This is a genomic window from Labilithrix sp. (genome assembly GCA_019637155.1).
Lineage (GTDB): Bacteria > Myxococcota_A > Polyangia > Polyangiales > Polyangiaceae > Labilithrix.
In genome coordinates this window covers 18256-32878 of the sequence record JAHBWE010000024.1, presented here as the reverse complement: position 1 = coordinate 32878, position 14623 = coordinate 18256, and the positions used below count along the sequence as shown (strand labels likewise).

The window sequence follows — 14623 nt, the reverse complement described above, 5'->3', positions numbered from 1 at the left end:
CCGAAGCTCACCCGAGGTTCAGCTCGACCTTGAGCCGCGTGAGGATCGAGCGCCCGTCGGCGGGCCGGCCCTCGTCGGGCCCGGTGCACGCCGCCGCGAGCATGCGGTACGGCGCGATCGCGGGCGCGTGCTCCTGCCCGATCACGGCGAGCGCCTCCTCGAGCACGCGGCCGTAGCCGTAGACGTCGTCGCGCGGATCGCTCGGCCGTCCTTTCATCCGTTCGGGCGAGATGAACCCGAACGAGCCGGGCGGCGGCGGCTCGCCGATGCGCCGCGCGGACCCGAAGTCGGTGAGGATCGCGGCGTTCGTGCGCGAGAGGATCACGTTCGCGGGCTTCACGTCGTGGTGCACCCAGCCCGCGGCGTGCACGCGCGCGAGCGCGGTCGCGAGCGGCAGCGCCCAGCGATCCATCGGGAGGAGGCGCCCCGCGTCCTTGCCCCGGATCGGATCGCGCAGCGCGCCCGCGGGCGCCCACTCGAGCGCGATCCAACCGTGATCGGGATCGACGTCGAAGACGCGCACGATGGCGGGGCCCTCGAGCATCACCGCGACCCGCGCCTCGTGCGCGAGCTGCGTCTTGTCGCGCTCCGGCTGGTGGTAGACCTTCAGCGCGACGTGACGACCGAGCTCGCGGTCGACCGCCTCGTACACCGCCGCCGCGCCGCCGCGCCCGACCTCGCGCAGGAGATCGAACGGCGCGTCCGCCTCGCGCGCGACGACGGTCGCGCCCGCGGCGATCGGCTTGTGCTGGAGGTCGAAGCCGAGCGACGCGCGCCACCGCCGATGACGCTCCCGCGCGCCGGGGTGATCGAGATCGCGGAGCAGCACGCGCTCCACCAGCGCGAGCGCGGTCGCGAGGTCGTTCTTGCGCTCCGCGAGATCGGCGAGGAGCACGAGCGCGGGCGACGACGACGCGGCGGAGAGCACCCGCTGCGCGCCCTCGGCCTCGCCGCGATCGAGCAGCGTCGCGCCGAGCGTGAGGAGGAGCCGATCGGGGAGCTTTCGCATCTGCGCGACGCGCGAGAGCTCCTCCACCGCGCGCGCCTCCTCCATCGTGCCGCGCATGCGCTCGAACGTGTCGACCGCCTCGGTCTCCCCCGGCCCCGCCGCCTCCCCGACGCGCAAGAGCCGCGCGAGCTCCTTCGACATGCCGGGCGGGGGCGCGGGCTCGATCGGCGCCTCGGCCTCGAGCGCCGGCGCCGGCACCGCGGCCGCGGGCGGCTTCTTGCGGAAGAAGTCGAAGAGACCCATCAGGTGCTGATCACGCGGAGCACGGCGCCGCCGTTGCGGGTGGTGGAGAGCGCGTCGCCGAGGAGCAGCGTCGCGCGCGGCACGAGCTCGACGTCGCCGGCGAACGCGCTGCCGACGAGCTCGAGCCACCCGTCCGCCCCGGCGGCGAACGCGATGCCTTCGAGCGGCGTCTTCGTCGGACCGAGCGACGCGTAGTAGGTCTCGCCCGCGACCGCGATCTCGATCGTCCCCGCGAGCCGCTTGCTCGGCCGGATGCGGAGCGGCACCTCCTTCCCGAGCTTGAGCTCGAGCCCTTCGCCGACCGCGAGCGCCCCGGCGAGGTTGATCCCGCGGAGCTGCGTGCCGTTGCGGCTCTCGAGATCGCGCACCATGATCGCGTCGCCCTCGCGCGCGATGCGCACGTGCTCCCGGCTCACCGCGTTCGACGGCACCTTGATCGATCCCTCCGTCCGCCCGAGTACGACCTCGTCGCCGGTGACGAGCGTGTAGCGCTCGCCCGCGGCCTCGATCGTGACGAGCGGCGCGAGCACGCGGCGCGCGCGGAGGCCGTTCGCGCGCTCCCGCAGCGGCGCGTCGTCGGGCGTCTTGGCGAGGAGCTCGTCGAGCGCCGCGAGCGCCTCGCGCCGCCGGCCGCAGCCGATCATGACGTCGACGTCCTTCGTCCGCTCGTCGCGCGCGCGCGAGGACCGCTCCTTGTACTGCTCGGTCGAGAGGAGGAACTCGAGCTCCTCGACGTCGCCCGCGGCCTGGAGCGCGCGGGCCTGACCTTCTTTGTCACCCGCGCGCGCGTAGGCGTCGGCGGCCTTGCGCGGCTCGTTGATCGCCTCGAGGTCCCGCGCCGCCTCCACGATCTCGTGCCGCGCGACCGCGCTCACGGCCGCGTCGCCCGCGAGCGCGAGGAGCAGCTCGGCGCGCTTCAGCCGCGCGCTCCGGTTCGTGTCGGTGCCGTCGGGCGCGACCTTCGCCGCCTGGGTGAAGAGCTGGAGCCGCGCGCGCGCGTCGGGCTCCGCGTCGCCGCGGAGGACCATGACGCGCGCCACCTCCTCCTCTTTCCCCGCCTTGCCGAACAGCTCGGCGGCCTTGATCAGATCGCCGCGGAGCTCGCTGGCCCGCGCTTGCTCGGCGAGGCGCCCTTTGCCGAACCATTTGTCGTAGAAGGCCATCGAGGTGGGACGCGTTGACGCTTTTGCCGGCGGGGAGTGTATCCTACGCAGGCATGTCGAACACGAACAGGCTCGGTGAGCTCCTCGTCCGCGAGAAGCTGATCTCGCTCGCGCAGCTGCGTCAGGCACAGGACGAGCAGAACCGCTCGGGCCAGAACCTCGGCTACACGCTCGCGAAGCTCGGCTACATCAGCGACCAGGAGATCACGAATTTCCTGTCGCAGCAGTACCGGGTCCCGACGATCAACCTCGAGGAGTACGAGATCGACGCGGAGATCCTGAAGCTGGTGTCGCGCGAGCAGTGCGAAAAGCACCGCGTCATCCCGGTCTCCCGCGCGGGCTCGTCGCTCATCGTCGCGATGGCCGATCCGACGAACCTCCACGCGATCGACGATCTCAAGTTCCTCACCGGCTACACGATCGAGCCGGTCATCGCGTCGGAGACCGCGATCGCGACCGCGGTGGAACGCTACTACTCCGCGGGCCCCTCCTACGACGAGGTCATGGCCGGCTTCGACGAGTCGGAGATCGAGTTCACCGGCGACGAAGAGGAGATGAACGCCCTCGAGCTCGAGAAGGCGAGCGAGGACGCGCCGGTCGTGCGCCTCGTGAACATGATCCTCCTCAACGCGATCAAGAAGGGCGCGAGCGACATCCACATCGAGCCCTACGAGAAGAAGCTCCGCGTGCGCTACCGCATCGACGGCGTCCTCGTCGAGGAGATGACGCCGCCGCTGAAGCTGAAGAACGCGATCGCCTCGCGCCTCAAGATCATGAGCCAGCTCGACATCGCCGAGCGCCGCCTCCCGCAGGACGGTCGCATCAAGCTGAAGCTCGGCAAGGGCCGCGAGATGGACTTCCGCGTGAGCGTGCTCCCCACGCTCTGGGGCGAGAAGATCGTCATGCGCCTCCTCGACAAGGGGAACCTCCAGCTCGACATGACGAAGCTGGGCTTCGACAACAAGCCGCTCGAGGACTTCCTCTGGGCGATCCGCCAGCCGTGGGGCATGGTCCTCGTCACGGGCCCGACCGGCTCGGGCAAGACGACGACGCTCTACTCCGCGCTCTCCGAGCTCAACAAGGTCGTCTCCAACATCTCCACCGCGGAGGATCCGGTCGAGTACAACCTCGCCGGCATCAACCAGGTGCAGATGCACGACGAGATCGGCCTGAACTTCGCGATGGCGCTCCGCGCGTTCCTCCGTCAGGACCCGGACATCATCATGGTCGGCGAGATCCGCGACTTCGAGACCGCGGAGATCGCGGTCAAGGCGGCGCTCACGGGCCACCTCGTCCTCTCCACGCTCCACACCAACGACGCACCGGCGACGATCTCGCGCCTCCTCAACATGGGCGTCGAGCCGTTCCTCATCACCGCGTCGGTCAACCTGGTCCTCGCCCAGCGCCTCGCGCGCAAGGTGTGCGTCGACTGCCGCCAGCCGATCCAGATCGAGCCGCAGGCGCTCGCGGAGGTCGGCTTCACGAACGAGCAGATCAACATCGCGCAGGGCCGCCTCGTGAAGGGCTTCGGCTGCCGCACCTGCAACGGCACCGGCTACAAGGGCCGCGTCGCGCTCTACGAGGTCATGCGCTTCAACGACGGCCTGAAGGAGATGGTCCTCCAGGGCTCGTCGACCGCGGAGCTCAAGGCCGCCGCGATCAAGCAGGGCATGGTCACCCTCCGCATGGCCGGCATCATGAAGGTCCTCGACGGCGTCACGACGACCGAGGAGATCCTCCGCGTCACGATGTCGGACTGACCGGGCGCGCCCCGAACGCGTCACGTGCGCCGCGCCTGGCTGCTCCTCTTCCTGACGCCGCTGCTCGCGGGGGCGTCCTGTCACGACCTCTCCGGTTTCACCGCGGGCGGGGGTGACGCCGGAGCCGTCGAGGCGGACGGAGGCGCAGAGTCGGGCGCGGTCCCCCCGCCGATCGAGGTGCCCGACGCCGGCGCGGACGCGGAGGCCGGGACGTCGACGTCGGCGCTCTCGATCGAGCCGCCGCAGCGGAGCCCCAGCGGGACGATCGACCTCACGGCCGAGGGCAGCGTCGATTGGCGCGAGCACCACTCCGACGACGGCGCGACGAACCGTTGCGGCTCCTGCCTCCCCGCCATCTCGGAGATCCGCAGCAGCACGGGCGGCTACTCCGACTACTCCGACGACGATCGGACCTTCGTGTGGTCGAACGGAGCGCCGATCGAGGCGGGGAGCATGCGCGGCGGCGTCTACGTGACGGACGTCGGGAGCAAGCTCTCGCTCGACGTCGCGTCGGCGCCCGAGCCGCGCGCGCTGGTGCTCCACATCAACACGTACTTCACCGGCGCGACGATCACGGCCCGCCTCGAGGGCTCGGACCTCGAGCCGGTCACGACGACGCTCCCCACGGAGCAGGGGGCCGTGAAGTACATGGTCCGCATCCGCTTCGCGTCGGCGGCGCCAGGCACGCTCGTCGTCGACTACACGCTGTCGGAAAAGACCCCATCGGCGCCGGACTTCAACATCGCGTTCAGCGCGGCCACGCTCGCCCCCGCGCCGTGAGCCCCGGCCGCGTGCGTCTCCATGCCACGGGTGCGTGCATGTCGCACGCATTTTCTCCCTACTGGTTCGGAGGACTTTCAATCTCGCGCGCGATCAGGACCATTGTGAGCCCGAAAGGAGCGCCCCGATGCGTCGTTTGTTCTCGGTTGGACTGATCTCGCTCGGAGGCTTCGTCGCGGCGACCGGCGCGTGTGGCAGCGAATCCGGTGATAACACGTTTAACGGCGGAGACGCCGGAAGCGACGCGCCGTTCGGGACGAGCGGCTTCAACCCCGGGACGACGACGTCCTCGACGAGCGGCACGAGCGGCGATCCGATCCCCGACTCGGGCCCGATCATCGACGCGCCCGTCCCCGCGTGCGGCAACTCGATCCTCGACGGCGACGACGAGTGCGACGACGGCAACCCGACCCCCGACGACGGCTGCTCCGCGTCGTGCAAGGTGGAGGACGGCTACGTCTGCAACATCCCCGGCCAGCCCTGCGCGAAGATCGGGGCCTGCGGCGACGGCGTCCTCAAGGAGGGCGAGGAGTGCGACGACAAGACGACGGTGGGAGGCGACGGCTGCACCGCCGACTGCAAGCTCGAGCCCGGCTGGGCCTGCCCGATCCCGGGCGTCGCGTGCGTCGCCGAGAAGTGCGGCGACGGCATCATCGCCGGCGACGAGGAGTGCGACGACGGGGCGAACGGCGCGGGGTGCTCGAACCAGTGCCTCCTCGAGCCCGGCTACAAGTGCCCCACGCCCGGCGCGAAGTGCGTGCCGACGACGTGCGGCGACGGCCAGATCGAAGGCACGGAGCAGTGCGACGACGACAACACGCTCCCGTACGACGGCTGCTCGCCGACCTGCACGAAGGAGCCGGTCTGCCCGAAGGCGGGCGGCGCGTGCGCCGGCGCGTGCGGCGACGGCATCGTGTTCCCCGGCGAGGAGTGCGACGACGGCAACACGAAGGACGGCGACGGCTGCTCGAAGGACTGCAAGCAGGAGCCCGGCTTCGAGTGCACCCTCGCGCCCGAGTCGCTCCCGAACGAGATCGACGTCCCGATCATCTACCGCGACTTCTCGCGCGGCGACAAAGACGGCGTCTGCGCGCCCGACGGCTGCGCGAACGGCCACCCCGACATGGACACCTACAGCGCGACGGTGAGGGGCATCGCCGGCTTCGCGCTCGACGCGACGGGCCAGAACGCGACTAACCTCGGCCGCCTCGACGGCACCGACGGCAAGCCGATCTACGGCTGCCCCTTCACGAGCGGCACGAACGACTGCACCGTGACGAGCGCGACGACGTTCAACCAGTGGTACCGCGACCTCCCCGGCAACGGCACCACGACGCGTGTAAACTACACGATCCCCCGCAACCTCCCGCTCACGCGCCTCAGCGCCGGCACGTACCGCTTCACGAGCAACGCGTTCTTCCCGATCAACGGCCTCGGCTTCGGCAACCAGTACGAGGACGGCAACTCCGGCGGCGACAACAACTTCCACTTCACGAGCGAGCTGCGCTTCTGGTTCAAGTACGACCAGGAGGCGATCGACAGCCCGCCCCAGTTCGACTTCACCGGCGACGACGACGTCTTCGTCTACGTGAACGGCATCCTCGTCGTCGACCTCGGCGGCGTGCACACCGCCCAGGACGGCTCCGTCACGATCAACCCGGCGACGGCGGCGAAGCTCGGGCTCGAGAAGGACAAGGTCTACGAGTTCGCCCTCTTCCAAGCGGAGCGCAACCGCTCGCAGTCGAACTACACCGCGACGTTCAAGGGCTTCGCGCGCGCGAAGAGCGTGTGCGTCCCGAAGTGCGGCGACGGCGTGAAGACCAAGTTCGAGGTCTGCGACGACGGCGCGAACAACGACACGAACGATCCGCCGGGCTACGGCAAGTGCGCGAAGGACTGCAAGTCGCGCGGCCCGTTCTGCGGCGACGGCACGACCCAGGACCCGCCGGAGAAGTGCGACGACGGCCCGTACAACGGCGGCTACGACAAGTGCAAGGTCGACTGCTCGGGTCCGGGCCCGCGCTGCGGTGACGGCGTGATCGACGCCATCTACGGCGAGATCTGCGACGACGGTCCGAACAACGACACCAACGTGCCGCCGGCCGCCCCCGCCTACGGCAAGTGCAGCTCCAACTGCCGGGCGAAGCCGCGTTGCGGCGACGGCATCGTGCAGTCGCCGGAGCAGTGCGACGGCGCCCCCGTCGGCGGCGTGGCTTGCAACAATGCAACGTGCAAGCTCGACACCGGCGGCCCCAAGTAGCTGCTACCCTGTGTCGAGATGACGCAAGAGGCACCCCGGGTCGGACTCCAGCAGCTCCTTCGCGCGATGGTCGAGAAGGGGGCGAGCGACATGCACATCACGGTGGGCGTGCCGCCGCTCTTGCGCATCGACGGCGAGGTCATCCCGCTCAAGCTCCCTCCGCTGACGAAGGAGGACACGAAGCAGCTCTGCTACTCGGTCATGACGGAGGAGCAGAAGATCCAGTTCGAGAAGGACAGCGAGCTCGACCTCGCGTTCGGGGTGAAGAACCTCTCCCGCTTCCGCGCGAACATCTTCCTCCAGCGCACGAACGTCGCCGGCGCGATCCGAACGATCCCGTTCAAGATCCTCTCCTTCGACGACCTCGGTCTCCCGCCCGTCATCTCCGAGATCGCGAACAAACCGAACGGCCTCGTCCTCGTCACGGGCCCGACCGGCTCCGGCAAGTCGACGACGCTCGCGTCGATCATCGACAAGATCAACACCGAGCAGCGCGTCCACATCCTCACGATCGAGGACCCGATCGAGTACGTGCACCAGCACAAGGCCGCGGTCGTGAACCAGCGCGAGATCGGGCAGGACACGGCGACCTTCAAGGGCGCGCTCCGCTACGTCCTCCGTCAGGACCCCGACGTCGTGCTCGTCGGCGAGATGCGCGACCTCGAGACGATCGAGGCGGCGCTGACCATCGCCGAGACGGGTCACCTCGTCTTCGCCACCCTCCACACGAACACCGCGGTCTCCACCATCAACCGCATCATCGACGTCTTCCCGCCGCACCAGCAGGACCAGATCCGCAACAAGCTCTCGTTCGTGCTCCAGGGCGTCATCACGCAGCAGCTCCTCCCCCGCGCCGGCGCGCCGGGCCGCTGCCTCGCGATGGAGATCATGGTCCCGAACGTCGCGATCCGAAACCTGATCCGCGAGAACAAGATCCATCAGATCTACGGCTCGATGCAGGTCGGCCAAGAGAAGTACGGAATGCTGACGCTGAACCAGTCCCTCCTGAACCTCTACGTCCGCCGTTTCATCACGATGGAACAGGCCATCAGCCAGTCGACCGAGCCCGAGGAGCTGAAGGGCATGATCGAACAAGCCTCCGCCAAGATGGGCATGGGCCAACAGCGCCCCCAGCCCCCGTATCGCTAGCCGCCGCAGCACATCGGTGGCGACGCGTCATCCATGTGCATTTATTAGGCGCGCACGACTCTCCAGTCCACCGCAACGCCTTCGGTATGCGGCGTCGCGAGGATCAGCCTTTCCGCTCCACATCACGCCCACACCCCCGCCAACGCACCCTCCCCGAGTCCACCACCCCACCCCCCGCACGCACGCGCAACGCCGACCGCACCGGCGCGGATCAACGTCCTGGCGATGCTCCTTCATCAGGATCTGGGACTGGTCCCGGAGCCGGAGCCGGTTACCGGTTCCGCGATCCGGAAGCCGGAAGCCGGTTCCGCGATCGGGATTGCGGATTTGCGGTGACCGGATCCGGATCCGGTCCTCGGAACGCGGAATCGGAATCGGAATCGGATCCGGAATCCGGAGGAAACCGCGTGGGAAGGCTGGATTCGCGCCGCCGGCCGTGCCGCCGGTCAGCGACGTGAGGACAACGTGCAAGACAGAGAGCGCACTCGCGTGAGGGGCGTGGCCGAAGCCGGCGTCACGCAAGCTGCGCTCGGGGTCGGCGAAGCCGGGCCGAGACGCCCGGCGCTACCGCCAGGAGTCGCCATGTCCCTTCGCATCCTCGACGACATCGCCATCGCGCGGCAGGATCCGGATCTGAGCCGCCAGATGAAGCGCGCCATCAACTCCGTCGGCCTCAACGCCGGAGAAGGGCTCTCCGCGCGGGCGGGCAATCGCACCGCTCGCCTCGAGAGCGCCATGGCCAGCGGGCGCGAGGTCATCCTCGGCCTTCGCATCGTCGGGGGCCGCCGGATACCCCGACGCCGAGCGGCCGCCGGCTCCGCGCCGGCGGCCTACTCCGCGCGTGGTCCACTTCGCTCGAGCTCGCCCCCTCGCTCGCGCGTGCGCGACTCGGGAGGAAGGCTCTGCATCGCGCTCGCACCCCAGCCAAGGCTCCATCCCCGAGTCACCACCCAACGACGAGCGCGCATGCGCCCCGCCTTGATCTACGTGAGCAGCCGAAGCCGCAAACCCAACGGCGTGGTCGCCGGCATCAGCGAGCCTTCTCTGTGCGCCGTGTGACCCGCTCGACGTAATTTCTCGTCGCGTACTCGACCGCGACAATGACGATGTCCTTCTCGACCACCGTGTAGAAGACCATGTACGGGAAGCGTTGGAGCAACACGTAGCGCGCGCCCGAGATGTCCGGATGCTCCGGCCGAACGAGGGGCATCTCAGTGATGAGGGAGGTGGCGTCTTTGAACGCCGTCATCATCCGTGCGGCGAGCTGCTTGCAAGCGCGGGCGGTTTGACGTTGCGGTAGTAGCGGATCGCGTCGCGGAGGTCGTCGCGCGCTTCCGGCAGAACCTTCGTAGCCATCCGTCAGAAATCGAGCTCGGCCCGAAGACTCTGCTCGACTTCGTCGACCGTGAGCGTCGTGACGCCGCCGGCCTGCACGCGAGCGACACGCTCGGCAATGACCGCGCTGCGCTCGTCCACGGCGTCCGCACGGCGGGGGAGGCTCTGGATGGCCTCGATCAGCTCCGCGAGCTCGTCGGGCAGCAGCTCGGCCGCTTCCTCTACGATGTGCTGGACGCGCGGGCTTGGTTTGGCGGCCATTCGCGGATCATAGCGTTCTCCCATGATCCGAACCAGGTCGCTCGCTGAGCTCTGGCCACTCCAACAAGGTCGAGGACTCGCGGAAGAAGCCGTGCCGGTCTGGGTTATAAGGGCGGCATGGAGCTCACCCTTGGCGGCGTGTCGAAGACGTATCCCAATGGGGTGCGGGCGCTCGATGACGTGAACCTCACGATTCCGCGCGGAATGTTCGGGCTCCTCGGGCCGAACGGGGCGGGGAAGTCGACGTTGATGCGGAGCATCGCGACGCTCCAGCGCATCGACGCGGGGACGATGAAGTTCGGCGACATCGACATCGCCGCGGAGCCCGACAAGCTCCGCGAGGTCCTCGGCTACCTGCCGCAGGACTTCGGCGTGTACCCGAAGGTCAGCGCGATCGACATGCTCGATCACCTCGCGCAGCTGAAGGGCCTCCACGAGAGCGGCCCCCGCACCCAGCTCGTCCGCCAGCTCCTCCACAAAGTGAACCTCTGGCAACATCGCGACCGCCGCCTCGGTGGCTACTCCGGCGGCATGAAGCAGCGCTTCGGCATCGCGCAGGCGCTCCTCGGCGATCCGCGGCTCATCATCGTCGACGAGCCGACCGCGGGCCTCGACCCCGCCGAGCGCGCCCGCTTCCACGACCTCCTCTCCGAGATCAGCGAGGACGTCGTCGTGTTGCTCTCGACCCACATCGTCTCGGACGTCGCGGACCTCTGCCAGAACATGGCCATCCTCGCGCAAGGCAAGGTCGTCCTCCACGGCAAGCCCCTCGACGTCATCGCCGCCCTCGCGGGCCGGATCTGGAAGAAGCTCGTCACCGCGGAGGAGATCGCCGGCATCGCGCAGACGTTCCGCCTCATCGCGGTGCGCCGCATCGCGGGCCAGCGCCTCGTGCACGTCTACCACGAGGGGTCGCCCGGCCCCGGCTTCGAGGCGGCGGAGCCCGACCTCGAGGACGTCTACTTCAACGCGCTCCTGCCCGCCCCGACCTTGGCGGGCCCCAGCGCGCCCCCGCCCGCGGCAGGCCCGAGCGCGCCCCCGCCCGCGGCCCCTCCCGCGAGCCCGGAGACGGCGGCGTCGTGATCCTGCGCGCGCTCATTTCCTTCGAGCTGGTGCGCCGGCTCAAGATGCTCTCGACCTACGTCTACGGGCTCATCCTGTTCGCGTCGGGCTTCTTCCTGATGCTCGCGAGCGGCGGCGCGTTCAGCAGCGTCGCGGTGTCGAGCGGCAACGAGCGCGTCGCGGCGAACAGCCCGCAGCTCCTCTTCGGGAACACCGCGCTCATCGCGCTGCTCGGCATCTTCACCGTCGCCGCGATCTTCGGGCAGGCCGCGTACCAGGACTTCGGCCACGGGACCTGGATGATCATCTTCACGAAGAACGTGAAGAAGGGGCCCTACCTCCTCGGGCGGTTCCTCGGCGCGTTCGTCTTCAGCGCGCTCCTCTTCCTCGCGATCGGGCTCGGCCTCGGCACCGCCTCGATCGTGATCTGGAAGCTCCACCCCGAGAACCTCGGGCCGACGATGGTCACGGCCTACCTCTGGCCGTACGTCGTGCAGGTGTGGCCGATGCTGTTCTTCACCGGCGCGCTCTTCTTCGCGCTCGCGGCGGTGACGCGGCGGATGGCGCCGGTCTACGTCGGCGCGGTCGTCCTCGTGCTCGGCTACGTCGTCGCGACGACCGTGCTCGGCGACGTCGCGAACCAGACCCTCGCCGCGCTCCTCGATCCCTTCGGCTTCCTCGCCTTCGGTGTGACCACCCGGTACTGGACGCCGGTCGAGCAGAACCGCGATCTCGTCCCGCTCCTCTCGGTCTTCGGCCTGAACCGGCTCCTCTGGACGGGCGCGGGCGCGCTCCTCTTCGCGCTCGCGGTGCGTCGCTTCCGCACGACGGTGGAGGAGCTGGGCGGAAAGAAGTCGGACGACGCGCCGTCGGTCGCGGAGCTGGGGCCGATCGTGGTCGTGACGCCGTCGAAGTCCGCGTTCGGCTGGGTGCGCGCGTGCGCCTTCCTCACGCGCGCGTACGTGCGCGAGATCCTGCAGTCGGCCGTGTTCTGGTCGCTCGTCGTCGCGGGCGTGCTCCTCGGCACGACGGTGGTGTTCGTCGCGAAGGAGATCTTCGGGACCGCGACGCTTCCGGTGACGTACCAGGCGATCGAGCTCGCGAGCGGCGGCTTCAAGCTGTTCACCGTCATCATCGTCGTCTTCTACGCCGGCGAGCTCGTGTGGCGCGAGCGCGACGTCGGCGTCCAAGACGTCCTCGACGCGACCCGCGCGCCGGCCTGGGTCACCTATGTGGCGAAGGTGCTCGCGCTCTTCGCCGTCGCGCTCTCGGTGAAGGCGATCGTCGCCGTCGTCGCGCTCGTCTCGCAGCTCGCGCGCGGCTATTTCGATATCGAGTGGAGGCTCTATTTCATCGAGCTCGTCGTCATCGGATTCACGGGTACGGCGCTCACCTGCGTCCTCGCGCTGTTCGTCCAGGTGCTCGTGAATCACAAGTACGTCGGGCACGCCGTGATGGTGCTCTATTACGTGCTCGGCGCCGTGCTCGCGGCGGTGGGGGTGGAGGACCCGTTGTTCCGCTACGGCTCGGAGACGAGCACGACGTATTCGGACATGAACGGCTACGGCGCCGCGTTCCGCGCGTGGGGCTGGTTCCGCCTCTACTGGTGGGGATTCGCGCTCGTCCTCCTCGTCGCCGGATATGCCCTCTTCGCGCGCGGCCGCGACACGAAGCTGAAGGAGCGCGCCCGCGCCGGGAGGGCCCGCCTCCGCGCGGTGCCCGTCGCGCTGGGGGTAGTCGGGATCGCGGCCTGGCTCGGCGGCGGCGGCTTTCTCTATTACAACACCCACATCCTCAATCGGTTCGAGACGTCGAAGGACGGCGAGCGCGATCGCGTCGCGTACGAGAAGAAGTACAAGCCGGTCCAGGCGGAGCCGCAGCCGAGCATCGTCGGCTTCGACGGCACGATCGAGCTCTATCCCGAGGAGCGGCGCTGGGTCGCGAAGGCGACCTACCGGCTGAAGAACAAGGCGAGCGCGCCGATCACGAAGGTGATGATCAACGTCGAGGATCGGGCCGTGTTCCGCGAGCTCCGCGTCGGCGCGAGCGCGGCCCCGAGCGAGGACGACACGAAGCTCGGCGTGAAGACCTTCACCCTCGCGACGCCGCTCGAGCCGGGCGCGGAGACGGACCTCGCCTTCGAGATGGAGCGCGCGCCGAAGGGGATCCGCCACGGCGGCAGCTACACCGGCGCGGTCGGCAACGGCTCCTTCATCAACAACTTCGCGCTCCCGATCGTCGGCTACAACGAGCGCGTCGAGCTCGATCGCGACCGCGACCGCAAGAGCTACGACCTCCCCGCCAAGGAGCGCATGGCCCCGCGCGACGACGCGACGGAGCAGCAGCACAACTACATCCGGCAGGACTCCGACTTCATCTCGTTCGCGGTGACGGTCGGCACCACGTCCGACCAGATCGCGATCGCGCCCGGCTACCTCGAAAAGGAATGGACCGAGAACGGCCGCCGCTATTTCCGTTACGTGATGGATCAACCGATCCTGAACTTCTTCTCCGTCCTCTCCGCGCGCTACGCGGTGCAGAAGGACACCTGGAACGGCGTCAACCTCGAGATCTACTACCACCCCGCCCACACCGCCGATCTCGACCGCATGATGCTCGGGATGAAGGACGCCCTCGCGTACTGCAGCGAGTCGTTCGGCCCTTACCAGCACAAGCAAGCCCGCATCCTCGAGTTCCCGCGCTATCAGTCCTTCGCGCAGTCTTTCCCGAACACGATCCCGTATTCGGAGGCGGTCGGCTTCATCGCGCGCGTGCGAGACGACGATCCCGACGACGTCGATTATCCGTATTACGTCACCGCCCACGAGATTGCCCATCAGTGGTGGGCGCACCAGGTCGTCGGCGCGAACGTCCGCGGCGCGACGATGACTTCCGAGTCGATGGCGCAGTATTCGGCGCTGATGGTGATGCAGCGCAAGTACGGAAAGGAGAAGATGCGCCGCTTCCTCAAGTTCGAGCTCGACGGCTATCTCCGCGGCCGCTTCACGGAGCAGAAGAAGGAGCGCCCGCTCGCCCACAACGAAAACCAGATGTACATCCACTACCAAAAAGGCAGCCTCGCGATGTACGCGCTCTCGGACTACATCGGCGAAGACCGCGTGAACCGCGCGCTGCGCAAGGTCGTCGACGAGTGGCGCTTCAAGGGCCCGCCGTACCCGACCGCGAAGCACCTCGTCGACGCCTTCCGCGAGGAGACGCCGCCGGAGCTCGCGTACCTCATCGACGACCTCTTCGAGACGATCACGCTCTACGACAACCGCGCAAAGTCGGCGACGATGAAGCCCAACCCCTCCGGCGGCTGGGACGTCACGCTGAAGGTCATGGCGAAGAAGCTCCGCAGCGACGACAAGGGCGAGCAGCAGGAGATCGACTTCGAAGACAGCATCGACGTCGGCGCCCTCGACGAACGCGGCAACGCCCTCCACACCGAGAAGCAACGCATCAAGAAGGGCGAAAGCGAGCTCCACTTCACGGTCCCGCAAAAGCCAACCAAGGTCGGCATCGACCCCCTCTGCAAGCTCGTCGACCGCGACTCCAGCGACAACGTCACGACCGTGAGCGAATAGCTGCCTCGGCTTCT

10 protein-coding genes are annotated in these 14623 nt (G+C 68.7%); 6 read left to right on the top strand and 4 right to left on the bottom strand.

Annotated elements, in window-relative coordinates; translation table 11 throughout:
• Window positions 1–7 precede the first annotated feature (7 nt).
• Together KF837_38595 and KF837_38590 are read right to left on the bottom strand one after the other, a co-directional pair.
• Window positions 8–1252 carry a serine/threonine protein kinase gene (locus KF837_38595; GenBank protein MBX3233298.1) on the bottom strand — a complete coding sequence of 415 codons (1245 nt, stop codon included), beginning with the start codon at window positions 1250–1252 and terminating at the stop codon, window positions 8–10.
• Complete coding sequence (locus tag KF837_38590) at window positions 1252–2415, bottom strand: FHA domain-containing protein (protein ID MBX3233297.1); 1164 nt, start codon at window positions 2413–2415, stop codon at window positions 1252–1254. The genes KF837_38595 and KF837_38590 overlap by 1 nt, the downstream gene beginning before the upstream one ends.
• Window positions 2416–2468: 53 nt before the next feature.
• Between KF837_38590 and pilB the strand changes: the two genes are divergently transcribed.
• The 4 genes from pilB to KF837_38570 all read left to right on the top strand — a co-directional run bounded on the left by pilB (window position 2469) and on the right by KF837_38570 (window position 8364).
• Window positions 2469–4175, top strand: a complete 1707-nt coding sequence (gene pilB, locus KF837_38585) for a type IV-A pilus assembly ATPase PilB (protein MBX3233296.1) — start codon at window positions 2469–2471, stop codon at window positions 4173–4175.
• Between the two features lie 24 nt (window positions 4176–4199).
• Window positions 4200–4955, top strand: a complete 756-nt coding sequence (locus KF837_38580) for a hypothetical protein (GenBank protein MBX3233295.1) — start codon at window positions 4200–4202, stop codon at window positions 4953–4955.
• A 127-nt stretch (window positions 4956–5082) separates the two neighbouring features.
• Window positions 5083–7215 (top strand): DUF4215 domain-containing protein, encoded by a 2133-nt coding sequence (locus KF837_38575; protein ID MBX3233294.1) that lies wholly within the window; start codon window positions 5083–5085, stop codon window positions 7213–7215.
• Window positions 7216–7233: 18 nt separating this feature from the next.
• On the top strand, window positions 7234–8364 hold the full coding sequence (locus tag KF837_38570) for a type IV pilus twitching motility protein PilT (protein MBX3233293.1): 1131 nt from the start codon (window positions 7234–7236) through the stop codon (window positions 8362–8364).
• Window positions 8365–9394: 1030 nt separating this feature from the next.
• On the opposite strand, the gene KF837_38565 is transcribed toward KF837_38570, so the two are convergent.
• Both KF837_38565 and KF837_38560 read right to left on the bottom strand, forming a co-directional pair.
• Window positions 9395–9616: a hypothetical protein gene (locus KF837_38565; GenBank protein ID MBX3233292.1), complete on the bottom strand. Its 222-nt coding sequence runs from the start codon at window positions 9614–9616 to the stop codon at window positions 9395–9397.
• A gap of 107 nt (window positions 9617–9723) precedes the next feature.
• Window positions 9724–9960 (bottom strand): hypothetical protein, encoded by a 237-nt coding sequence (locus tag KF837_38560; GenBank protein ID MBX3233291.1) that lies wholly within the window; start codon window positions 9958–9960, stop codon window positions 9724–9726.
• 117 nt (window positions 9961–10077) lie between these two features.
• Between KF837_38560 and KF837_38555 the strand changes: the two genes are divergently transcribed.
• Together KF837_38555 and KF837_38550 are read left to right on the top strand one after the other, a co-directional pair.
• Window positions 10078–11043: an ABC transporter ATP-binding protein gene (locus KF837_38555; protein MBX3233290.1), complete on the top strand. Its 966-nt coding sequence runs from the start codon at window positions 10078–10080 to the stop codon at window positions 11041–11043.
• On the top strand, window positions 11043–14609 hold the full coding sequence (locus tag KF837_38550; GenBank protein MBX3233289.1) for a hypothetical protein: 3567 nt from the start codon (window positions 11043–11045) through the stop codon (window positions 14607–14609). The genes KF837_38555 and KF837_38550 overlap by 1 nt, the downstream gene beginning before the upstream one ends.
• Window positions 14610–14623 lie beyond the last annotated feature (14 nt).